The organism is Paenibacillus sp. OK060, assembly GCF_900101205.1.
GTDB classification, from domain to species: domain Bacteria; phylum Bacillota; class Bacilli; order Paenibacillales; family Paenibacillaceae; genus Paenibacillus; species Paenibacillus marchantiae.
In genome coordinates, this window is sequence record NZ_FNFR01000012.1 from 25,646 (window position 1) to 49,857 (window position 24,212).

Consider the following 24,212-nt stretch of genomic DNA (forward strand, 5'->3'; position numbering starts at 1 on the left):
AGAGCCTGATGAGATCATAATGTTTATTTACAAATAAATCCTCTACCACGCTGTATTCTTTCTATCCCAAACAAACGTTCACAACATAATGAAGACTATTCCCCCTGTTCCATGCTTCTCGACCCTTTTGGAGACACACCCGTCACTCGCTTAAACATCTTGGAAAAAAGTAATGGATCTGTATACCCCACAGAGTGGGCCACTTCACTAACCGACAGGGCTGAATGCTGCAGCAGTTCAGCTGCACGATTCATCCGGTATTCGAGAAAGAAAGCCTGTAATGACTTGCCGTACCTCTCCTTAAAAAGCCCTGACAGATATGTGCGATCCAAACCTACGGCTCGGGCAATATCTAGAATTGAAGTTCTCTGACTATACCTGTTCTCCATAAATTGAACGGCCTGCCTGATGTATTCCTCTTTAGTGGACAGTGGCCGTTGCAGCTGCTCTTCTGCAGGAGAAGATGCAATCAATTCGGCGATCAGCCGGTACAGCAGGCTCTGGTTGAACACATCTCCCCCGGTACGTGTTGATGCTTGAACCATCTCCGTATAAAGACGAGCAAATGTGTCTCCATCTCTAGCCTCAAATACAGGATGTTCCGGACTGATGTGCGCCCGCTGCATGAATGCCTTGGCATGAACACCTTTGAACCCGAACCATGAATAAGTCCATGGCTGCTTCGCATCTGCTTCATAATGAATAAGTGTATCCGGAAGAATGACAAAGCCTTGACCCTGTGTAAGCTCGTATTGTTGATCCGCCATAAACACAGTGCCCTGTCCTTCATGAATGTAATGAACAATGTAGGCATCCCGAACACCCGGCCCCCAATAATGCGACGGATCACATGCCTGCCAACCGAAAAATAACAGTACCAATTCCATCTGCGTCAAATCCATAGGAACCACGTTCGTTTCGATTAATTTCAACATTCCACACTCCCTCCGTTCACCACAACAGGCAATCTCTTCACTAAAATTATAACAGGTAAATAGATGAATTATTAGCTGTAAGCGAATCCAAAAATGGGATTATGCCATGTTTCAGAGAGGTTGAGCCATAGTTATATAAGCCCAATCCGCCTATATTGGAGGTACACCATTTATTCAGGGAGGCTGAACTTGAGATGAACAAAATTACGTTCCTCGGTGCGGGAAGCACCGTTTTTGTCAAAAATGTATTGGGTGACGTTATGATGACCGAAGCACTTCAGGATTTTGAGCTGGCGTTGTTCGATATTGATGCTGAACGCCTAAGCGACTCAGAGCGTTTGCTTACCAGTATGGCCCGTTCGCTCGGAAGCCAATGTGCCATCAAAGCTTATACCGACCGCAAGGAAGCACTGCGCGGAGCCAAATATGTGATTAACGCCATTCAGGTGGGCGGTTATGATCCATGTACCATTACGGATTTTGAGATTCCGAAGAAATATGGATTGCGTCAGACGATTGCCGATACGCTCGGGATTGGCGGGATCTTCCGTAATTTGCGGACGATTCCGGTGATGCTCGATTTTGCACGGGATATGCAGGAAGTGTGCCCGGATGCGTGGTTCCTGAACTACACCAACCCGATGGCGGTACTAACGAATGTCATGAACGTGCATGGCGGAATCAAAACCGTAGGTCTGTGTCACAGTGTACAGGTGTGTGTACCGCATCTGTTTGATGCACTGGGGATTGATCAGACGGGTGTGGTCGCGAAAGTTGCGGGTATCAACCATATGGCCTGGCTGCTGGAAGTGACACGGGATGGTGAAGATTTGTATCCAGAGATTAAACGTCTGGCGAAGGAAAAGCAGAAAGAGCAGCATGATGACATGGTGCGTTATGAGCTGATGCAGCGTTTTGGATACTATGTAACCGAGTCCTCCGAGCATAATGCCGAGTACCATCCTTATTTTATCAAACGAAACTACCCGGAGCTGATCGAACGCTTCAACATTCCGCTGGATGAGTATCCGCGCCGCTGCGTGAACCAGATTGAAGGCTGGAAAGAAATGCGTGAGAAGCTGTTATCCAGCGAAAATATTGAACATACGCGCAGCCGCGAATACGCTTCGCATATTATGGAAGCTATGGAGACGGATCGCCCTTACAAAATCGGCGGTAATGTCATGAATAACGGACTGATCACCAACCTGCCTCGTGAAGCCTGTGTTGAGGTGCCTTGTCTTGTTGATGGATCAGGTATCAGCCCGACGTATATCGGGGACCTGCCTCCGCAGCTTGCGGCATTGAACCGTACGAATATTAACACCCAGCTGTTGACCATTGAAGCGGCGATTACGGGCAAAAGAGAGCACATCTATCATGCCGCAATGCTTGACCCGCATACAGCTGCCGAGCTGTCCATCGATGATATCGTCTCCATGTGTGATGAACTGATCGAAGCTCATGGCGACTGGTTGCCGAAGTACACGTCATAAGAAGTTCATTGTTTGCAATTCAGAAGCACTAGTCTCCTCTCAGCAGGGAGGGGCTGGTGCTTTTTTGAGCTTTCATCTTGTTTCCTAGCCTAATCCTGAAGCAGAAAACGATAGCCGATTCCCGGCTCGGTCTGAATAAAACGTGGACGCGTGGGATCTTCCTGCAATTTTTTGCGCAGATGTCCGACATATACCCGCAAGTAATGGCTGTCCGACTCATGATGATGCCCTCCCCACACCTGTTGCAGCAGCTGGCGTTGGGTAATAATTTTGCCTGCATGGGTTGCGAGCACTTTCAGCATTTCATACTCAGTTGGTGTTAATTTTACGGGTGACCCGTCCAAATCGACCTGTCTCTGGGCCAAATCAATGGTGAGCGGACCAAAACGCAATACCGGCTCATCCGTAGTTTTAGCCACATGGCGAAGGGCAACCCGAATACGGGCAACGAGCTCCCCCATGCCAAACGGTTTGGTGACATAATCATCCGCCCCGCCATCAAGTGCAGCAATTTTATCCTCTTCGCGATCCTTTGCAGTCAGTACAATGACTGGTACCTGCGACCATTCCCGAATCCGCTGAAGTACATCCATTCCGGACATACCAGGCAAGCCCAGATCAAGCACGATCAGATCAGGATGTACAATGCTCGCCTGAAGGACCGCTTCTTCGCCGTTGGCGCATTCGTGAATCTCAAATTGATGCGCCTGAAGCGTAACCTTCAGCAGTTTACGGATTTGTGGTTCATCATCCACAATTAATATACGCGCGCCTTGCGGTGCCGTCATGTCATTCTTCCTCTCCTTGTCCCATATACGGGAATGATGCTTCGGGTTCCTCTGTGGGCAAACAGATGCATACCCGCGTCCCGCCTCCCGGATTCGGTTCTGCGGTAATCGTACCTCCGTGAACTTCGACGATTCCTCTACAGATGGCAAGCCCGAGTCCCGTACCTGTCACATGCCGTGACGATTCGGATCGATAAAACTTCTCAAACACCCGCTCGCGCTCTGCTTCCGGAATCCCAACACCCGAATCAGCCACCACAATAGTCATTCGTCCATGCCGCTCATCCACCTTCACCGTAATGACGATTTCACTGTCCTCTGGTGAATATTTGATGGCATTGCTGATGACGTTGACCAGAACCTGCTCCAGCAAAACCTCATCCCCGGATACAAACGGCGGCTGATCGGGCAATTCAACCCGAATGCGACGGTGCTGGATGAATTGTTGAACCTGGGTTAGCACAATGCCGATCATGTCGCCCACGTCGCACCATTTTCTGCGCAGCTGCAACATGCCACTCTCCAGCTTCACCATGCCCAGCAAATTGGTTACCAGCCTGTTCATGCGAAGCGCTCCATCCCGAATATTGCCTGTCAGTTCTTTTCGATCCTCCGGGGTAAAAAGAGAATCATTCTCCAGCAAACCTGTCGCTGAACCAATGATGGCCGTAAGGGGTGTCCGTAGCTCATGGGACACCGAGTCCAGCAAAGCGGTGCGAATTCGTTCCGATTCAGCCGTCACTTGCGCGAGTCTCGCTTCCTCAGCCAGCTTGACACGGGCAATGGCACTTGCTGCCAGCCCGCCACACGCTTCCAGCAAACGCAGCTCTTCCCGCTGCTCCTGAAGATCGCTGGATTCCAGATTTACAGCAAGCACCCCATGTGTCTGGTCTTCTGTACGCAGCGGCACATACAGACCAGACGATTCCCGCAGGCTGGAGGAGCCGCGTCCGGCAATTTCGCCATGTTTATACACCCATTTGGCAATAGCGACTTCAGCTTCCCCTTCACCCCAGGCTATTGAATCCGAATCCTCCGAAGAGGAGGTAACCTGAAGTTCGCCTTGAGCATTCGGGAGATATATTGCCGCCGGAGCCCCAAGTGTCAGTGACACTTGTCTCACAATGTTGCCGAGTAGAGTATGCAAATCTGTAACAGCCGTCATCTGACGGCTTAAAGCATATAGCGAATTCGTCGTAATCTCGCGTTGTTTTACCACCTCCAGCTGCTGCCGCAGGCGCCCCGCCAGACTCGCCGTTAATACCGCCACTGCCAAATACACTATAAAAGAAAACATATATCGCAAATCTTCAACCGTAAAACTGAGAAACGGGGGAACAAAAAAGAAGTCAAAGGCAACAACGCTAAGACTTGCTGCATATATGGCCGGACCCATTCCCCAGTACACAGCGCTGACCAATACCGGAAAAAGATAAATTAACCCCACGTTAACCAGGTCATCACTAATCCCTATCGCATGAAGCAGAATGGTTAGCAATGTGATTCCAAGGGTTACCCATATATATTTAGGAACACGGTTCAGCTTCAGCCGGAAGTCTTCCCCTTTATTTCGTTCAGACACAGCACATCTCACATCCCGCTCAGATCATAATCGTAGTCCGCAACGATCAATACGTCCATATGTCTGGATAACCGCACCAGCCTGCTGACCACCGTTCCCTTTCCACGATAGCCGTTCAGCCACCAGACTCGTCTCGCTTGACCAACCACCAACTGCGTTGCTTTTTCTTCAGAAGCTTTACCCGCCAAAATACCAGGCACATCTCTCAGCCTCTGGCTATGATGAATATGAAATTTGCCGCCCAGTCGAACGGTCAGCTGTTCCAGCTCCTCCAACTGGCATTTCACTTCATCACTCATGACTTCACCTACATGAACATGGTGCACATGCCAGACCGCCTTTAACCGGTAGGCTGTACGAAATCCGCGGCGAATCAGCCGCTCCGCATGCTCATCACTGCTTACGCAGACAAAGACCGCCTCCTGTCTGCGCCAGGGACCGCGAAGTGCACTTTTGCGCTCCTGTGATTCAAGGCGTTCATCCACATCATCGGCCAATTCCCGCAGGGCAAGTTCCCGTAAGGCAATCAGATTACCAATGCGAAAAAAATGACCAAGCGCTTGTTCCACCTTGGCTGCTGCATAGATTTTACCCTCCCGCATGCGTTGCCGCAAGGCTTGGGGGGCAACATCGATAAGTTGGACCTCATCTGCCATTTGCAAAATCTGATCCGGCACGGTCTCTCGGACTCGAATTCCCGTAATATGTTCCACCGCATCGTTCAGACTTTCCAGATGCTGCACATTCACGGTAGTGATGACAGAGATGCCTGCATCCAACAGGATCTGCACATCTTCGTAACGCTTTTGCCGCAAGCTTCCCGGGACATTCGTATGCGCGAGCTCATCCACCAATACCACTTCAGGACATAGACGAAGAATGGCATCAGTGTCCATTTCCTCGAGCTTCACCCCTTGGTACACCCGCTGCTCTCGTGGAATGATGGATAACTGGCCGATCTGTTCCAACGTCTCCGCCCGATTATGTGTCTCCAGCAGACCAATCTGTACATCGATGCCTTTGCGGAGCAGATCATTGCCTTCCCGGAGCATCATATAGGTTTTTCCCACACCTGGCGCAGCACCGATGTATACCTTGAACTTACCACGCCGAATCTGACCAATCTGTGCCTTCATCTCCTGCTCACTTAACCTGCGATATGTTGGAGTCTCTGTATCCGGCAATCGGGTCGGAAGTACCCGCTCGCCCTCATGCTGTGCCCGATCGGCGAGTAGAAACAGATCGACACCCCGCACTCTGCGCAGCAAGGAATTAACAAATGATCCCCGCCACAGCTCCTGCCAGCGACTGTGCCGTGAGTGTCCCATAACAATACGGGTAATCTGATGCTGGACTGCGTAGCGTGCAAGTGTAGATGGAATGTTACGGCGGTGTAATACAGGCAATTCCTCAAACTGCCCTCCAAACTTCTCCACCAGTTTGATCATGTTGCGACGAAAAACAGTAGCTTCCTTGGTTAGCGGCTGCTTCATATTGCGAAAGGTCACGGCATGCAGATCCCCGTTTAATCTCTTCGCAATCTGCTGTCCGCGCCGAATATAGATGGACCCGTTCCAGTGATATTGGGTGGATACCAAAATGCGTTCCATGATGCCTGTCGTAACCGTAATTCCCATCTCTTCCCGGTGCTCACGCAGTGATTCGTTGACCCCTTCCGCAACAAGTCGAAGAGCCAGTTCACGCAAAATGCCCAAATTGCCATGCCGAAACACCGCTTCACCTTCATGTCCCCGAAGGTGTCCCTCCGCAAGACGGCTTAATACGGTTTCCGGGGTTACATCGATCAATTTCACTTCATCGGCCAGTTCAAGGGTATCGGCAGGTACAGTATGCTCTGCTGCAATTCCCGTTAGCTGGCGTGCAAGCTCCGTATATCCCTCCAGTTCATATACATTCACCGTTGTAATGACACTGATGTTGTGTCGCAGCAAATACTGAATGTCTTCCAGTCGGGTTGCATGACGCGCCCCTTTTCGGTTTCTATGAGCAAGCCCATCAACGAGCACAACCTCCGGATTACGTGCCAGCAGAGCATCCAGATTCAGGTCCTTCATCTCCATGCCATCCTTCCAGCGAGACCAGTGAATGCTTGGAATCCGCTCCAACTCGCCGAGCTGCTCCACGGTCTCCGGTCTTTGCATGGTAGACACAGCGCAGATAACCACATCGATCCCCTGATGGCGTAATGTGTTTCCTTCCCTAAGCATATGATACGTTTTGCCCGAACCGCTGACCGGACCGATATATATCTTCAAGGTGCCCTGCTGCAGCTTCGTGATCATCTTCAAGATGTCTTCCGGGGACTTCCGCTTGAAGCTGTCTTCCATCCTGTTCACTCCCCCAACATAACCTTTACTTAAAATGGAGAAAGCCCCTTCCGAAGCTCGGAAGAAGGCCTGATACGAACAACCGAGGGAAGTTGTATTCCCCGTGGATCTACCCAACACGATGCCTGTTATTTTAGCTCAGCCGTCAACGCTTGATTCAGAGCGGTCACATTCACACGAGGCTCACCGAAAATGCCTAGCTGTCGCCCTTGTGTATGTTCCTCGACGATCTTGGCAAGCTCTTGCTCACCAAGGCCCGTTGCCTGGCTAATCCGGGGAATCTGTGCTTTTGCCGCTTCCGGTGACAGATCGGGGTCAAGACCGGAACCGGAACCTGTCACGAGATCTGCAGGAATTTGCTGCAAGCCCGGATTCTCTTGCTTGAGCTGAGCCACCTTTTCCTTCATTTCAACTATATACGCCTCCGATGCCACAGCGCGATTGGAACCTGCCGAAGCGGTTCCATCATAATTAGCGTTCGATGCCCGGGGCTGGAACAGCCCCGGCGATTTTACTTCCTGCGCCAGCAGAGACGAACCGATGGTTTTCCCGCCTTGTGTGATCAGACTGCCGTTCGCCTGATTTGAGAAGAGCAGCTGCGCCACTCCGGTTGTAACAAGCGGGTAGATAATACCGCAAATTAGCATAAGTACGACAGACAACCGAATGGCGGGCAGTACCTGTTTCATATGAATCACATCCTGATTTGTTATTGTAAAAACTCAACCTATACGTGTTACACTGGTTCACTCCGATTGCAGCACCATCCTACGATCGCTGTTATCCCCAGATTTTTTTTGATTCCCTTTTCCAAGGGATAAAATCCGGGGATAAAGGCGAACACTTCGTTTCTTCAGATTGGTTCTGCACTCTTCGTTGTCGTGTAAATCAAGGCTTCTTTTTAAATACTTAGTTAAATAAGCCCCGACAGGACCAGATCAATCAGCTTAATACCGATAAACGGAACAATTACACCGCCCACACCATAGATGAACACATTCCGTCCAAGCAGCCGCTCCGCGGACATAGCCCGATATTTCACACCCCGCATGGCGATTGGGATTAGCAGTGGGATAATGATGGCGTTGAAGATCAGCGCTGACAAAATTGCGGACTGCGGTGAAGCGAGATTCATAATATTGAGTGCCTGAAGCTGCGGCATGGCTAGAATAAACATGGCCGGAATGATGGCGAAATACTTGGCAATATCATTGGATATCGAAAAGGTCGTCAGTGCGCCGCGGGTAATGAGCAGCTGCTTGCCAATGGAGACCACCGACAACAGCTTGGTCGGGTCGGAATCCAGATCGATCATGTTGGCCGCTTCCTTGGCCGCCATGGTGCCCGAATTCATCGCGAGGCCGACATCGGCCTGCGCTAGAGCAGGAGCATCGTTGGTGCCGTCGCCGGTCATGGCGACGAGCTTACCCTCCTGCTGCTCTTTTTTGATCGCGTTAATCTTGTCTTCCGGCTTGGCCTCGGCAATAAAATCATCCACGCCCGCTTCCAGCGCAATGGTCGCCGCCGTCAGGGGATTATCCCCTGTACACATGATCGTCTTGATGCCCATGGCTCGCATCTCTGCAAACTTCTCTTTCAGCCCTGGTTTCACTGTATCTTTCAGATAGATCACACCATAAATTTGGTCATCAATCGCAACAGCAAGCGGTGTACCCCCAGCTTTTGCAATTCGGTTAGCTATATCGTCCAAATCGCCGGGTATCCGTCCCCCACGGGAGGAAATATGGCGTTTGATCGCATCCACCGCACCTTTGCGAATTTGCTTCCCACCGCTTAGATTCAGACCCGACATGCGAGTTTCTGCAGTGAAGTTCACATGTTCTGCATCTGCATATTCTGTCTCCGCCCAGTTCTCACCCTGCTTGCCAGCCAATTCAACAACCGAGCGCCCCTCCGGTGTCTCATCGACTACGGAAGCTTGCAGCGCAGCCCGAGTCATCTCCTGTGCAGATACGCCCTGAACAGGAATAAACTCCGAGGCCATGCGGTTGCCGTACGTAATAGTTCCGGTTTTATCCAGAATCAGCGTATCAATATCCCCTGCCGCTTCCACCGCTTTACCCGACATGGCGAGTACGTTGAACTGCGTGACACGGTCCATCCCGGCAATACCGATCGCGGATAACAACCCGCCGATCGTCGTCGGAATCAGACAGACAAGCAATGCGATAAGGGTAGCCAGATCAAGCCGGATGCCCAAATAGTTCGCCATTGGCACCATGGTCATGATGACAATCAGGAATATCAGGGTCAACACGGCGAGCAGTGTTGTCAGCGCAATTTCATTCGGCGTTTTCTGGCGCTGTGCGCCTTCAACGAGTGAGATCATTCGGTCGAGGAACGACTCCCCCGGATCGGTCTGCACACGCATCACGATATAGTCGGAAGTAACCCGCGTGCCTCCTGTAACGGAGGAAAAGTCACCGCCCGCCTCCTTGATTACGGGAGCCGATTCCCCGGTAATGGCGGACTCGTCGATAGAGGCCAGCCCTTCAATAATCTCACCGTCCGTGGGAATCAGTTCGCCTGCTTCTACACGGACGATATCTCCTTTTTTCAACTGGGTCGAAGACACTTGCTTAATGGTCCCGTCTTTCTGTACCAGCTTTGCAGTCGTGTCCGATTTCGTCTTCCGTAGCGTATCTGCCTGAGCTTTACCCCGTCCCTCTGCCAGTGCTTCAGCAAAGTTGGCAAACAGCAACGTGAACAACAGGATGAGAAACACCGCGATGTTGTACCCTCGCCCCGCCTCGGATGCAACAAATAGATCCGGATTGATACATAACAGCAATGTGATGAGTGTGCCGACTTCGACGATGAACATCACCGGATTTTTGATCATGACGACCGGGTTCAGCTTCTTGAAGGCATCCAGAGATGCCTGAAGCAGAATATCCCGACTTAATGTTTTGCTTCTTTTGGGCGTACCGGGATCCGTGCCCGTACCTCTCGTTCCTTTACCCTGGGTTCTGATCGTGCCTCTGTCTAATCCTTCCACCGTCTGCTCCTTCTTTCGTTCTACTACATTCATTGTGATAATCCACCTCCGCACTTTACGTCCTTGCTCCTATTCCCATATCCGATCACCGTGCCGTTCATCATCGAATCATCGCCAAATGTTCTGCAATCGGTCCAAGCGCCAGTGATGGGAAGAACGTCAACGCCCCAACTACCACAATCATCATCACCAGAATACCTGCAAAAAGAGGCGTGTGCGTACGCAATGTACCCGTTGTTACGGGAACAACCCGTTTGGTGGCCAGTGATCCGGCAATGGCGAGCATCGCGATCATGGAAATGTATCTTCCAAGCAGCATTACCACACCAATGGCGATGTTGTAAAAGTCCGTATTGGCATTCAGTCCGGCAAACGCCGATCCATTATTGGCAGCTCCGGATGCAAAGGCATATAACACTTCGGTCAGACCATGCATGCCTGAATTCGAAATTGAAGCGACAGATTCAGGGCGCATAAGCGCCAGCGCGGTCGGAGCCAGAATAATCAAAGGATGAACAAGCAGCGCGATAGACGCGAGCTTCACTTCCTTACCCTCAATTTTTTTGCCCAGAAATTCAGGGGTCCGCCCAACCATCAACCCACAGATAAACACAGCCAGAATCACATAGAGCAATCCGTTGAGCAAACCTACTCCTTTACCGCCGAATACGTTGTTAAGCATCATCTCGGCCAGTGCAACCATGCCACCAAGCGGGGTAAGCGACTCATGCATATTGTTCACCGACCCGGTTGTAGCTGCTGTAGTCACCGCTGTGAAAAGCGCCGATTCGGATACCCCGAACCTGACTTCCTTGCCTTCCATATTACCTTGGATTCCCACCGCATCCAGCGCTGGCACACCGCGATATTCCGAAACAAATACCGTGGTCAGCATCACGAGGAAAAGTAAACTCATAGCCGCAAACAGCGTCCAGCCCTGCTTCCGGTTGTTCACCATGATGCCGAAGGCGTAAACCAGCGCAGTAGGAAGCAGCATCATGCAGACGATATGCACCAGATTCGATAACGCCGTTGGGTTCTCAAATGGATGCGCTGCGTTGGTTCCGAACCAGCCTCCACCATTGGTACCCAAGTGTTTGATCGACTCCAGCGAAGCGACCAGCCCGCGGCTAATCGTCTGCTGTGCCCCGTCCAGTGTGGTTGCGTTCACCGCTCCCGCCAGTGTCTGCGGCACACCCTGGAATACGAGGAACAACGCCACAATGAAGCTCAGCGGCAAAAAGATTCTCGTAATCGACCGTACCACGTCGACGTAGAAGTTCCCCAGTTCATCCCGTCGGCCCACCAGGCCGCGAATGAAGGCAATAGCGACCGCGAAGCCGGTCGCGGCTGAGGTGAACATTGGAAACGTCACGGCCAGCATCTGCGACAGATACGACAGGGCATTCTCACCCGTGTAAGACTGCCAGTTCGTGTTGGTCATGAACGATGCAGCTGTATTAAAGGCCTGTGCCGCAGGCATATTACCGATGCCATCCGGGTTGAGTGGCAAATACTTTTGCAGCCGCAGCACCAGAAACATTAATAACAGCATGACGAAGTTTGAGATGAGCACGGCTGACAGGTACTTTTTCCAACCCATCGACTCGTTCTCCTTCACCCCCATCAATCGATACAGCAATCGCTCAGGCCCGCCAAATATCCGATCCAGTCCTGTTCGTTTGCCGTCAAACACCTTCACCAGATAACTCCCTACTGGCTTCACCAATAGTATGATGATCAGCAGCGTCACCGCCACTTGTAATAAACCGCTACTCATATCCGCATTTCCTCCCTAAAATCGACGATCCGAGTGCTTCTGGTTTCGTGCCCCAAGCGACCATCAGAACTTCTCCGGCCTCACTAGCACGTAACCAAGATAGACTACCAGTGCGAGCACAATCATGCCGATGACGATCATACGGCTTCTCCCCTTTCATGCCCTATGCATTCATGCCTTCTCACAAAATTTTACAAAGCCCCAGAACACCACAAACAACAGCACGACCAGCCCAATTATCGTGGCATCATTCACCATGTGCTCCCCTCCCTCTCTCTACCGTTCTTGCAACCTTCTACATATGAAATCGTAATACGAAACGCTGTAAAAAGGGGGTAAAGAAATACCCTCCAGGGTGTAAAAAAAGCGTAAAAAAGACCCGTTCCACTCAGCGATTAGCTGAAGGAAGCGGGTCTATGTATGTTGGGTGCCCTTTATCCAAACGGATTCTGGGCCCATTGCAGCAGTCTCTTCCGGGTAATTTTCCCGTGTGACGTATGTTGAATAACTTGGCCGCCGTCTAGCAGCAGGACTTGAGGCGATTCATGGTGAACCTCGGTGTCTTCCGCAATGCGGCGGGAAAGCGAGCGGCTTTCGATGACTTTGACGATCCGGTACTCCATTTTCTGTGCGGGATCTGATGCATTCGAGCCCACAAAGGCCATAAACTCCCTGTATGCCCTCGCACTGACTGGACAAGTCGTACTGTGTTTCAGAAGCAGCACCGGATGATCCTGCGACCGCTCAAGTACCTCTTCCCATTCCTCCTGCTTATACAATTCCTTGACATGTTCACTCAGCATATCATCCAGCCCCGAGCCTGCACGTTTGCTAACGGCAGATCCAACCACGACGCCCATTGCCACACCAAAGGCAACCCCCAGAGCGATCTGGTTTGTTGCCACGCCAATACTCGTTCCAATGGCAATACCCACCCCAAGCCAAAGAGTTTGAGGATTCACTTTTTTGTCCATGGAGATCATCCTCCTTGAAGATATTCATAAAAAAATATTAATTTTAATGTAGGAACAGTCACTCATTTGCCTGTATAAAATGGCTATGATAACATAAGAATAGACAATATGGAGAGGTGAAATCCTCTCACGGCACACGTCTGTTCAGATGCAGAGCAAATCCCACCGCAGGCGGTCAACCTGTTTAACGGTGGGTTTTTGTTTATGACTTCATTACGGTAATGCCCACCCGTTGTCTACCAAAATTATACCATAGGCGCCTACGCAGGCGCTTTTATATTCCTCATCGAAGAGTCCACTTTTGTGATACACTGAGTGTAATTTGGCAACGATGAACATGAAGATATGATTGGAAAGGCGGAAATTCGTTATGGCATATGCTTTTATGATCGAACCGCAGTATTATACCGCTTTGGAGAACGAGGACGAGTTGATTGAGAAGTGCCAGGAATGGGGCTTGCTTTCGGAAAAAGCAACGAAGGTCAAAACGTTCTATTATAAAGGGAATGGGCTGAATATGCCTTGCACCATCATTGGCTTTGTCGATCATATGGCAGCAGTCATCCAATTGGACAATAACCAGAAACACTGCATTCATCCGTCTTATCTGAAAGAAATGCAGGCGTCCAGCTATAATGTAAAAAGTCCGGTTGGAGCGGGTACGGCAAAGGACAAATCTAATGAACCAGTCGCTACAACCAACTTAGAAGAGCTCCCTAGCTCTGATGCTGCACAAGATCCTGTTACTGCTTCCTATTCGGATAAGATTCCATCCGGTATGAGTGACTTTGATTCCGAACTGGATGTGGACACGGATAACGATGATACCTCCTCCGAGCTAAAAGGCGACCCTGATGGTCTGGTGGAAGAGTATGTTGGACCCGCTAACGCAACAAGCAGTGCTGCTAAACCAAAGGCAAAAACCGCAGGTAAAGCTAAATCGCTTAAGATTGAATTGCCGGAGGGTAAAGTGAAAATGTCCGCTGTTGTGAAGGAATTTACGACCGTGCCGAACCATTTCTCCGACAATGATGATGAAGTCATTATCTATGAAGCTCTTACGATCACCGAGCCCGAAGTTATTGACGTTGGCGAAGCCTGGTCCAGCCACAGTGCCACGATCAAGAAGCAGGAGCTTGAGGTTGGCGATGTGCTTACTTTTGAAGCAAAGATTATCAAGAAAAAGCTGACCAAGAACCCTGTTCCCTACAAAATCAATAATCCTTCCAAGATTCAGAAAGAATAAAAGTCACAAAAAAACCTCCAGACACGTTACTCATGTCCTGGAGGTTTTGTAGTTTTATCTTTTATGTCAGAGACACTAACTTACATTTTACTGATGGTTGGCTGCTGTACAGCTGATCTGGAACTGAACGCCAAATTTATCGATAACCATGCCGTAGGCTGGACTCCAAAATGTTTCCTGGATCGGCATTTTCACTTCACCACCGTCTTGCAACTGGTTGAAAATTGCTTTGGCTTCATCCGCAGTATCCGTGTTCACCGTAACATTCACATGATTACCCACAATATAAGGCATGCCAGGGAATGTATCGGATAACATCAGTACAGAACTGCCAATCTGCAAAGAAGCATGCATGATGCGGTCTTTCGCTTCGGGAGGTACGGGGTGGTCTGGGTTGGAAGGACCATCGCCAAATGTCTGGAGAGCCAGCACTTCCGCTCCAAATGCCTTTTTGTAAAATTCTACTGCTTCACGTCCGTTACCATCCGTTACAAGATACACATTCAAGCTAATCGCCATTCGTGCTTCATCTCCTTGATATCATGTAATTGAACCATTCCTGCCACTTGCGACAAGAGTATATACGAATAGGTTGTCCATTGACAAGAAGGTATTTCCACAGGCTCCTCTAAGAACAAATTCCCCTCTCCAAAGGAGCTCTGACCACTATCATTCCACTTCCAGCAGTACTGGGGCACAAAAATCATCCAGTGGTAGGATTGTCCTGTATTCCTTATTTTATCCCCGGTTTGTGCGAGCGAAATGAAAGATTGTTAGGATAATACCCGGTACCAGCGCAGCAAAACTGGCAGAGATGAGACACCATTTCAGCAGAGTAAAAATCGGAGTCAATTCTGCTACCACGGGAGTATGTACAGGATAACGATACATCGTCAAGGAGGCACCTGCATTTTCAAGCATATCTAAGGCCCATCCTCCAACTGGAAGCAAATTAAGCCTTCGCCAGCGATTCTCTGGCGGAATCACTCGATACAGAATAGACAACAAAACCAACAACAGGAACAGATAAACGATCGGCCAGACGAGATCAAATGTAAAACGTGCCTGGATATAAGCGCTACGCCCTTCTTCGCCATATTGTTCAGCCATCTGGTAGAGATCATTTGCCGAATACAGGAAGGATGTATCCGGTGATTCTCCACTTCCTGTTACTTCTTCCGACTTCGCCGCCTGCCAGGGAAGAATGAATGCAATAAAGCATGCAAAAATAACAACTGAAGCCACCACCCATTTCCAATTCACCCAATGGTATAGCCCTCTCGAGAGTTTGCTCAGCATGGTCTGTTCCTCCTATCTCCAAAAAAAAACCACTCTCCCGAATCCTGTCGGTAAAATGGCTGCGGTCGATCCTATGAGGTTAGCGCGTTTTTACGATGCTATCTATTTCACTTTTCAACAAGAGGTATCGGTGAACACTTCTCATGATCGGGACCTTAGTTAGTTTATTCTTGTCTACATAAAGTTTCATCTGATCTTTGGTCAGACCGAGCAAACTCCCTGCTTCAGATACCGTCAATACAACCTCGGGATTCGTAGCATTAAACGTTTTTTTCACTTTCTGGTTCCAGTCCTCGAATACCTGCATAGATCAGTGATCTCCCCTATCCATAGCCAGTCATTTTCCAGGCTGAATAGATCTATTATACCATACTTGTGATGATCGTAACTTAATCCTTATCGAGAACCAATTAATGTTAATGAATTTAGGCTTCGTGACCAAACACCTCGAACTGACTTAATGCCGGGAATGGAGAGGGATCTGACGACTTAATCAGTTCGCTTAACGTTACCCATTCCACGTCCTTCGACTGAATTTCGATCGTTTGTGGTTTATGAGTTTGGATCAAACTGGCCTGCTCGGAGCTGCCATCGGAAAAGGTAAGAGTAACCCGCTCCCAGAAGTTATCGTGGGGAAAATCTGCACGCAAGGTCAGGACTACTTTGTCGATAGACACCGTACGTCCAAAGTTGACTGTAATGGCAGCATCATCCCGCTGGTTGATCCCCCAAGATTCGTAAGGCCACTCGCCATGTGAATCATTGGCGCTGTTGCCATTAATGGCGTTACGTGCTGCAAATACGGACTCTCCACGGGTTTCCACGTTGGCGGAGGCATGGGGAAAACAGCTTTCGTTTCCATGCTGATCATAAGGATTCAGCGCTACATTTTTATATGCCTCAATCTCTTCACGTGTAGCCAACCGAGCATGTAGAACATGCTTGTCACCCGTAAATGACTTTGGTGAATAGGACACTCGTTTCTCGTCAAAAGGAATGGCATAACGATACTCCTCACCTGTAAAATAAACGAAAGCCGGGTTCATGGAATCCTCCAGCTGGATGATCAGATATACGTTTACATCAGAGCTTCTTAGAACGATACTGTCCCCTGATCCATAAGCCTGTCTGTACACAAGATTTACTTGTTCACTGTCCGTCCGCGTTTCGAGCACCACACCGTCCGCATTTTGAATTTCGAGCGATAAGTTCGTCATCTACATTCTCCATTTCTATTAATATTATTTATAATTATCTTGATTAGAAAATATGAAAGCGCTTCGCTTTATTATACTTTATCATAATCACGGGACTGGGCATCCCTGAATAATGACTTATTTAACACAAAGACGAGTATATTTTCCAACATAAGAAGTGCAAAAAGAGCCACTTCCTTAAAGTGGCCCCACAATGTAAAACTAAATGATTGCCCTAAGCCTCTTCCCAGAAGCGGCGCAGGTTGCTCATGGCGATTTTGGAAGCAGATTTGCATTCCTCCATGCCCTCAAACTCAATCGTAATGTTACCATCATAACCGGAGTCTTTGATCAGCCTCACAATTTTGCGAATTGGAATATCCCCTTGCCCAACAATGGCACCGCGCAGGAAGTTGCCGTAAGCGGTTGTGAACCATTCCCCTTCACCCGGATGCTCATCATAAGGGCGGAAATAAAAGTCCTTGAAGTGGACCAGAGAAGCGTACGGCAGATTTTTCATGACCCCGATAATCGGATTCTCATCCACGCACATGAAGTTGCCAATATCGAGTGTCGTTTTGAAGTTGGGACGATCTACAGCATGAAGCACACGCTGCACACGATCACTGGCCTGCACACTGAAGCCGTGATTCTCAATGGTTGTTGTAATGCCAAACTGTGCAGCATAATCAGCAATGATCTGGCTTCCCTTCACCATCAGCGGCAAATTTTCCTCAAACCAGGCAATGGTCATTTTCTCCTTAGGCAAAGTAAACGCCGTTACGTCATGACGCATATGCTTTACACCCATCCGGTGTACAACATCGACATGTCTTTTGACCCGAGCTATCTCTTCTTCAAAAGCTTCTTCCGTCTCCTGTACGAAATTCGCAGGCATCGAATAGTTGGACAGCTCAATACCCGCAGAAGCAGCCCGCTCCCGAATGGCGTCGGCGAGATCAGGATTGTCCTCCACGGTGTAGCCATACGGAACCATCTCCATATGCTCGCCACCATTCGCAGCAATCCAGTCGATGATATCCAGAACCGTCATTTCACCTGAATTCAGATCGTTCAACAAGCTATACGTACTCAGGCCCACCTTCATCTGCTCAGCTCCCTATCGGTATTGTTGGATAAATTTAACCGCTTTGCGAATGTCCTGTTCCGGCTGGTCGCCTACCTCGCGTTCAATCGTCAGATAACCTTTGTAGCCAATATCCCGAAGGGCTGCAAAGTATGCGTCAAAATCCACACTGCCCTCGCCCAGCGGTACCTCACGGAAGAATGTTCCGGAAGAGACCATTTCGGCAATTTTCTCATGATCCATAGGCGCATATCCTACTGCACCGTATACGTCCCTCGGGTCTACTTCCTTCAGGCGCACACCATCTTTCACATGGGTATGCACAATATAATCCTTGAGCAGATGAACACCTCGTGCAGGGTCATCTCCGGTAACCATCACCATGTTCGCCGGGTCAAAATTCACTGAAACCCCGTTAGTCGACAGGGTATCCAGAAATCCTTTCAGGTCTGCTGCCGTTTCCGGTCCCGTCTCAATCGCGAAGTAGGCTCCTGCGCTTTTGGCGTATTGCCCCAGTTCCTCACATGCGGCATGCAGTGTGGCATACACTTCGGAGGAAGGATCGTGCGGAACAATACCGATATGTGTTGTGACGATATTTGTACCTAGATCCAAAGCAAGATCCACGATGCGCTTGGACTTCTCTACTTTCCACGGATTATCTTCCTTGACCTGAAACCCGTGACCACCCAAATCGCCAACCAGGGCAGAAATTTCAAGACCAAGAGAATCGATATAACTTCTTAACTCCTTGCGAGCTGTCGGAGAGAGGTTCTCAGGGTCCATCTCTCCATGGACTGCATAGATCTGTACGCCTTCTGCACCTACATCCTTCGCTTTGCTTAATCCTTCACGTACACCTACACCGAAGCTATCCACGATCACGCCAATCTTGTTTGTTAATTTCATGCCATACCCTCCCGTTAAATCGGTATTTGATTTTTCATTCCTGGTGAGCCTTCATGATGGACGGAATGCTCTATACAATTTTCGACCCCTACCCGGTCACTCCTTTTTCTCCGATCATTTCTTATCCGGTTTCTTGAGACTAATCTGCTGAGACCAGCTTCACGGTTTGAATTTCATATGGCTTGAACGTCAGCTCAAACTTCCCTTCATGACAAGCTAGTGGCATGATTTCATCCTCCAACAGATTGACTACAGACGTCTGTATACGCGCGTCAGCCCATTGAATCTCAACCGTTTCTCTTCCACCAGATGACTCATAGAAACGAAGTACCGTTCCCGTACCGTCTTCGGAAGCCTTAATCGTATCCAGAATGACATGTTCACTATGGAAATGAACCCAGCTGTGCTCTGCTGGCAATGTGCCAGAGTGTCGTTCACTTGCAACAACCCGAACCGGGTAGTTCAGTTCCATCGCACGTCGTACCACACCCGCTTCCCGCCAATCTCCCTGATGCGGCAGCAGGGAATACGTGAATTCATGCTCACCCCGGTCAGCATGTTCATCCGGCCATTTAGGAGCACGGAGCAGGGAAAGACGGATCGTCTGATCCTTGATGTCATATCCATATTTACAATCGTTCAGCAGGCTTACACCACTGTTGCCCTCAGAGATATCCGCCCAGCGGTGACCACACACTTCAAACTGGGCTTGCTCCCAACTGGTGTTGTTATGAGTAGGGCGCTCCAGCGCACCAAACGGGATTTCATAGGTAGCTTTCGCTGATACCAAATCAACGGGAAAAGCCACTTTAAGCAGCTTATGGCTCTCCGCCCAGTTCACCTTTGTCTTGAAATCAACACGTCGCTGATGACGATACAGGATAATATCCTGGTGAATCTCCGATTCGTTTAACTTCCAGTGAAACCGAAGGATATCCTGCGTTACTCCACGCTGTACTACTTCTTTGGAGATCAGCTCTGCCACTCCTGCTCGCTGCGATTCAAACCGCGGATCAATATCCCAAGCATCCCAATACGTTGGCCTGTCATGGAAAAACTGTAACTCATTCGCTTTATCGCCCGGCTTCAGCCACTCCCGTTGCATGGATTTGTCATACCATCTGGTGATCTCTCCTACATCGTTAAACTCAAGCGTGTAAAAGTCCGTTTCCCAGACAGAAGGAAAGGATTCATCCTGCTTCAATGCAGGAAGATTGGCATCCGGTTCATGGCGTAGCCATAACGTTGTATATCCAAAGGCCGGAATAGATCGGACATAGACTGACAAGGTCAGTGCGTCTCCATTTGCCTCAAGGTCACTCGGCAGACGATTACCCTGATGGTCAAACGCTGCTATACCGCTCAGTTTCTCGTCGCCTGTAATCGTAACGACTTCTCCCCGCTCCCAGCCCAGACTATTAAATACAACATAGGGCAGACCGTCGAAGCCATCTGTCGCAATGCGGTCCTCAATACGGCCAAGAGTACCATCCATAGCCGATGTCCCCAGAGCGAATACTTTCGTATACTCTTCCATAGATGTTACGTATACTTCGGGAATGGACGTGCCCGGGATAATATCATGGAATTGATTCAGCATAATCAGCTTCCAGCCTTCATCCAGATCACTTTTCGACTGAGCTGCTTCAACTCCGGCAAACTGCCCCCAGATTTCCGCTTCCCGATACAACACCTCCGCTTTGCGATTGCTCCGTTTGTTGCGCGCATGGGTTGTATAGGTTCCACGGTGCAGTTCCAGATATAAGTCGCCATGCCATTGGGGCAGCTTAGGATTGTTGTTCGAAATTTCCTCGAAAAACGCGCCTGCTGTACTAAAATTGCTAATGGGCTGCCCAACCATGAAATGGGATCGCTCTGCGAATGCAACCATTTCGTTCGTTACCCCACCTCCACCATCGCCATGCCCATAAAGCAGCATTTGCTCGGGGTGTACATCCTTCTGCTTGTAGGATTGCCAGTGCTCATCGACATCTTTGGGCCGGGTATGTTCATTCACTCCATGATTGAGATACGCAAGCACCGAGGTGCCGTCAATGCCCACCCAGTGGAACAGATCATACGGGAAAACGTTGGTATCATTCCAATTGAGCTTAGTGGTCATAAAATAAGGAATATCAGCCAGCTTGAGCAGTTGTGGCAGCGAAGCACAGTAGCCAAACGTGTCAGGAAGCCACTCGATGTTTGAACGCTTGCCGAACTCCTCCTGATAAAAGTTCTGCCCGTATAAGATCTGCCGCACCAGCGATTCGCCACTCGGAATGTTCAGATCAGGCTCTACCCACATGCCACCAACTAGTTCCCAGCGGCCTTCGGCAATTCGGGCTTTGATGCGTTCGTACAGCTCTGGATAGTGCTCTTTCACGAATGCATACAGCTGTGGTTGACTCTGCGAATACACGAACTCCGGATACTCATCCATCAAAGTACACATCGTGGAGAAGGTGCGGCTGGACTTGCGCACGGTCTCACGCACAGGCCACAGCCAGGCAATATCGATATGGGACTGCCCAACCAGATGCATGAATCCGTCCCGGTACTCTTCCGGGTCTTCCTCCTGCACCGACTGTGCGAGCCATTCTTCCCAATGCTGCACCCACGCCGCTTCACTCCAGCGCTCCGGCTCGTTGTACATCTTATCCATCACCTGATGAATATCCCGGATAAGACGGGTGCGCTTTAAGTCTTTCTCCGGCAATGCTCTGAGTGATTCTGCAAGTACCGTAATGCTATACATTAGACTCTGTAAAGGCGAATTAACACGAACCAAAGCGGCTCGGATGCCCTGAATTGGCGGCTGGATGACCGCCTGTCGATTCAAGGGGTCATGTGGTTCCGGTATGGGATCATATAGCTCAATCTCCAGCAAAGGCGTAGTTCCCACACGGCTCTTCGGTAACGGTACATACCCATGATTACGGTCCAGTCCGTGATAAGGCATGCCATTTACCCTTAGCAGCCCTTCACCCCCGGCCTCGAAGATCAATCCGACCACATCTTCCTCCCAATTAGCCGGAATCTTTACGGTTTTGCTCAGAAAATAAGTCGTTCCATGGTTGCTATGGAGCGGATTCAAGCTTTGAACAGCCGCATTCTCCTGTTCATTCTCATATACCCCTGGCCGGATATACTTGGTCTTCTGCATCTGCCACTCTGGAAGCTCAAGGGTATCCTTCCATTGCTGCTGAGCCAGATCCTGAATGAATCGCTGAATTCGAATCATACCTCCACCCCCACCTTCTGGATGTGTAAACTACAAGCAGTCCAGTCTCTGGAGCTGCTGCCAACCATCAGTCTGAATTCACCAGGCTCCACAACAGGCTGAAGACTGGAGTCGATCAGCTCCAGATGTTCTTTTTGCACAGGGAACGTCACCGTCTGGGTCTGTCCCGGCTCTAGATGAATTTTACGGAAACCCTTCAGCGAAATTTCGGCTCGGGTGACCGAAGCCGATACATCCGTAATATACAGCTGCACCACCTCATTTCCCGCAACCACTCCCGTATTTGTGACCTCTACCTGCACCTCTGCTTCATCGTCTGGTCCGATCACTTCCGGCACAACTCTTACATTCTCGTACTTAAATTCTGTATAACTCAGCCCAAAGCCGAACGGATATTGTGGTACCAGATCGATCTCCAGATATCGCTTACCCCGAGTGCGTTTGGCATTGTAGCTGACCGGAAGCTGACCTACATGCTTGGGAATGGAGACGGTAAGACGACCAGATGGATTCACATCACCGAACAGAATATCTGCAATAGCGTTGCCTCCCTCCTGCCCCGGATACCACGCTTCCACAATGGCATGGGCATGCTCATCAATCCATGATTCAGCAATCGGCCGGCCGTTAATATATACGACAATAACCGGTTTCCCCAGCTTATGTACTTCCTGCACCAGTTCCAATTGAACACCCATCAGGTTCAGAGACGAGCGGTCTATCCCCTCGCCGCACTCCATATCGTTCCATGGATCATCCGTAACAACGGATGCCCCCGTCCGCAGATCAATGGTCCCTTCGCCAAAATCCCGGCTACTTGACCCTCCCATCACCATAATGATGGTGTCTGCTTCTTCAGCACAGGCGAGCGCTTGCGCAAAGCCCTCTCTGGAATCCCCTTTGATCCGGCAGCCTGGTGCGTACAGCACCTTTCCGGTTTCAGCACCAAGCTTGCGCGTAATCCCATCCAGCACCGTAACGATCTGTCCTCTCGGCTGCGGCGAGGTGTAGTCGCCAAGCTGGTTGTAGACGTGGTTCGCATTTGGGCCAATGACCGCCAGTTTTGTACCTGTTTTACCGAGCGGAAGGGTGTTGTCTTCATTTTTGAGTAAAATGATTCCCTCTTGCGCGACTTTTCTCGCCAGCTGAATATGTTCTTCACATCCGATCACCTGCTCTGCAAAGTCAGGATCAACGAAAGGTTGTTCGAATAAGCCCAGTCTGAACTTCATCTCCAGCACCCGCCTTACCGCTGTATCCAGATCCTGCTCTTCAATTAATCCTTGCGACAGGGCCTGCCCGAGATGCTTACGGTACATGTACCCGGACATTTCCATATCCACCCCTGCCTTAAGCGACTGAGCGACGGCCTGCTCCCCGTTCTTCGCGGTGTTGTGTCCATTGACGAGCATCTGAATTGCACCAAAGTCAGTAATGACAAATCCGTCAAACCCCCATTGCTCGCGCAGGAGATCATTCAGCAGATACGAACTCGACGTACAAGGCACACCATCAATCTCGTTATACGCTGTCATGACAGAACATGCTCCGGCTTCCACTGCTTTCTTGAACGGCAGCAGATCCACCTCGTGCAGCTCTCGCAGTCCCATATGCACCGGAGCAGCATTGCGCCCACCCTCCGAGCTGCCATAGGCTGCAAAATGTTTGAGTGTCGCCACAATCGTCCGATTAGAATCGAGCCGGTCACCCTGTAAACCTTTTATCGCTTCAACCGCCAGTTCACCGATCAGGTATGGATCTTCGGCAAAACATTCCTCCGTCCGTCCCCATCTCGGGTCCCGTACGACATCAAGCACAGGAGAATATGTTGCCGCTCCTCCCTGGCTCCGAGTCTCCACAGCAGTCGCTTCACACATCTTGCGGTACAATTCCGTGTTCCAAGCACTTCCTATTGCTAACGGCACCGGGAATACAGTTGCCCCAATGGCCATATGCCCGTGAGAACACTCTTCCCCGAACAAAATGGGAATTCCCAGCCGGGAGTTCTCCATGGCATACCGCTGAATTTCATTAGTGGCAACAGCTCCTTGCCTAGGGGTCAGGCCAGTCTCCAGCGTCACTTCCGTCCAGGGATCAGCACGAAGTGCTCCATACAACGACCCAATCCCGCCCTCTGCGATGTCCTTTTTAAACTCATCTGTAACCTGAACCGTACCATCTGCTTCCTTAACATAAGTCTTCCACCCCATCGGCTGGATCAGCTGTCCTATCTTCTCCTCCGTGGTCATCCGTCCGAGCAGATCTTGGGTCCGCTCCTGAATGGGAAGCGAAACATCTTTATAGTCCATATG

Annotated in this window: 19 protein-coding genes; 2 read left to right on the forward strand and 17 right to left on the reverse strand. The window is 49.9% G+C overall.

The features are described 5' to 3' along the window. Positions 1-95: 95 nt before the first annotated feature. Positions 96-935 carry an AraC family transcriptional regulator gene (locus BLS14_RS29335; protein ID WP_256336743.1) on the reverse strand — a complete coding sequence of 280 codons (840 nt, stop codon included), beginning with the start codon at positions 933-935 and terminating at the stop codon, positions 96-98. 194 nt (positions 936-1,129) lie between these two features. On the opposite strand from BLS14_RS29335, the gene BLS14_RS29340 reads away from it, so the two are divergent. Next, positions 1,130-2,431 carry an alpha-glucosidase/alpha-galactosidase gene (locus BLS14_RS29340; RefSeq protein ID WP_063566446.1) on the forward strand — a complete coding sequence of 434 codons (1,302 nt, stop codon included), beginning with the start codon at positions 1,130-1,132 and terminating at the stop codon, positions 2,429-2,431. Between the two features lie 89 nt (positions 2,432-2,520). Here BLS14_RS29340 and BLS14_RS29345 read toward each other — a convergent pair whose 3' ends face one another. From BLS14_RS29345 to ytxJ, 8 genes are all read right to left on the reverse strand, one after another. Beyond that, positions 2,521-3,219 carry a response regulator gene (locus BLS14_RS29345; RefSeq protein ID WP_063566447.1) on the reverse strand — a complete coding sequence of 233 codons (699 nt, stop codon included), beginning with the start codon at positions 3,217-3,219 and terminating at the stop codon, positions 2,521-2,523. Position 3,220: 1 nt separating this feature from the next. Continuing rightward, positions 3,221-4,801 carry an ATP-binding protein gene (locus BLS14_RS29350; RefSeq protein WP_231952808.1) on the reverse strand — a complete coding sequence of 527 codons (1,581 nt, stop codon included), beginning with the start codon at positions 4,799-4,801 and terminating at the stop codon, positions 3,221-3,223. An 8-nt stretch (positions 4,802-4,809) separates the two neighbouring features. Continuing rightward, entirely contained in the window at positions 4,810-7,149 is a 2,340-nt protein-coding gene (locus BLS14_RS29355) for a histidine kinase (protein ID WP_063566448.1), read from the reverse strand. Positions 7,150-7,277: 128 nt separating this feature from the next. Then, positions 7,278-7,838 (reverse strand): potassium-transporting ATPase subunit KdpC, encoded by a 561-nt coding sequence (gene kdpC / locus BLS14_RS29360; protein WP_063566449.1) that lies wholly within the window; start codon positions 7,836-7,838, stop codon positions 7,278-7,280. Between the two features lie 224 nt (positions 7,839-8,062). After that, positions 8,063-10,201, reverse strand: a complete 2,139-nt coding sequence (gene kdpB / locus BLS14_RS29365; protein ID WP_240321502.1) for a potassium-transporting ATPase subunit KdpB — start codon at positions 10,199-10,201, stop codon at positions 8,063-8,065. Positions 10,202-10,268: 67 nt separating this feature from the next. Then, complete coding sequence (kdpA, locus tag BLS14_RS29370; RefSeq protein WP_090955342.1) at positions 10,269-11,948, reverse strand: potassium-transporting ATPase subunit KdpA; 1,680 nt, start codon at positions 11,946-11,948, stop codon at positions 10,269-10,271. Positions 11,949-12,011: 63 nt separating this feature from the next. Next, complete coding sequence (locus BLS14_RS33640) at positions 12,012-12,089, reverse strand: potassium-transporting ATPase subunit F (RefSeq protein WP_072735816.1); 78 nt, start codon at positions 12,087-12,089, stop codon at positions 12,012-12,014. Between the two features lie 293 nt (positions 12,090-12,382). Next, complete coding sequence (gene ytxJ / locus BLS14_RS29380) at positions 12,383-12,922, reverse strand: bacillithiol system redox-active protein YtxJ (protein ID WP_161490620.1); 540 nt, start codon at positions 12,920-12,922, stop codon at positions 12,383-12,385. Positions 12,923-13,292: 370 nt separating this feature from the next. Between ytxJ and BLS14_RS29385 the strand changes: the two genes are divergently transcribed. After that, positions 13,293-14,168: a hypothetical protein gene (locus BLS14_RS29385; protein WP_090955346.1), complete on the forward strand. Its 876-nt coding sequence runs from the start codon at positions 13,293-13,295 to the stop codon at positions 14,166-14,168. A gap of 87 nt (positions 14,169-14,255) precedes the next feature. On the opposite strand, the gene BLS14_RS29390 is transcribed toward BLS14_RS29385, so the two are convergent. The 8 genes from BLS14_RS29390 to BLS14_RS29425 all read right to left on the reverse strand — a co-directional run bounded on the left by BLS14_RS29390 (position 14,256) and on the right by BLS14_RS29425 (position 24,209). Continuing rightward, the gene (locus BLS14_RS29390; RefSeq protein WP_064641272.1) at positions 14,256-14,687 is read right to left on the reverse strand and encodes a VOC family protein; all 432 of its coding nucleotides are present in this window, start codon (positions 14,685-14,687) and stop codon (positions 14,256-14,258) included. Between the two features lie 219 nt (positions 14,688-14,906). Continuing rightward, entirely contained in the window at positions 14,907-15,467 is a 561-nt protein-coding gene (locus BLS14_RS29395; protein WP_072735797.1) for a hypothetical protein, read from the reverse strand. A 79-nt stretch (positions 15,468-15,546) separates the two neighbouring features. Beyond that, positions 15,547-15,774 (reverse strand): hypothetical protein, encoded by a 228-nt coding sequence (locus tag BLS14_RS29400; RefSeq protein ID WP_053782996.1) that lies wholly within the window; start codon positions 15,772-15,774, stop codon positions 15,547-15,549. A gap of 118 nt (positions 15,775-15,892) precedes the next feature. After that, a complete protein-coding gene (locus BLS14_RS29405) occupies positions 15,893-16,684 on the reverse strand; it encodes a carbohydrate-binding protein (protein WP_090955348.1) in 792 nt (263 codons plus the stop codon). 214 nt (positions 16,685-16,898) lie between these two features. After that, complete coding sequence (locus BLS14_RS29410; protein ID WP_063566455.1) at positions 16,899-17,771, reverse strand: sugar phosphate isomerase/epimerase family protein; 873 nt, start codon at positions 17,769-17,771, stop codon at positions 16,899-16,901. Between the two features lie 12 nt (positions 17,772-17,783). Further along, positions 17,784-18,659, reverse strand: a complete 876-nt coding sequence (locus tag BLS14_RS29415) for a sugar phosphate isomerase/epimerase family protein (protein WP_063566456.1) — start codon at positions 18,657-18,659, stop codon at positions 17,784-17,786. 139 nt (positions 18,660-18,798) lie between these two features. Beyond that, the gene (locus tag BLS14_RS29420; protein ID WP_090955350.1) at positions 18,799-21,900 is read right to left on the reverse strand and encodes an alpha-mannosidase; all 3,102 of its coding nucleotides are present in this window, start codon (positions 21,898-21,900) and stop codon (positions 18,799-18,801) included. Beyond that, positions 21,897-24,209: a glycoside hydrolase family 3 N-terminal domain-containing protein gene (locus BLS14_RS29425; RefSeq protein ID WP_090955352.1), complete on the reverse strand. Its 2,313-nt coding sequence runs from the start codon at positions 24,207-24,209 to the stop codon at positions 21,897-21,899. Before BLS14_RS29425 ends, BLS14_RS29420 begins: the two co-directional genes overlap by 4 nt. Between the last annotated feature and the right edge of the window lie 3 nt (positions 24,210-24,212).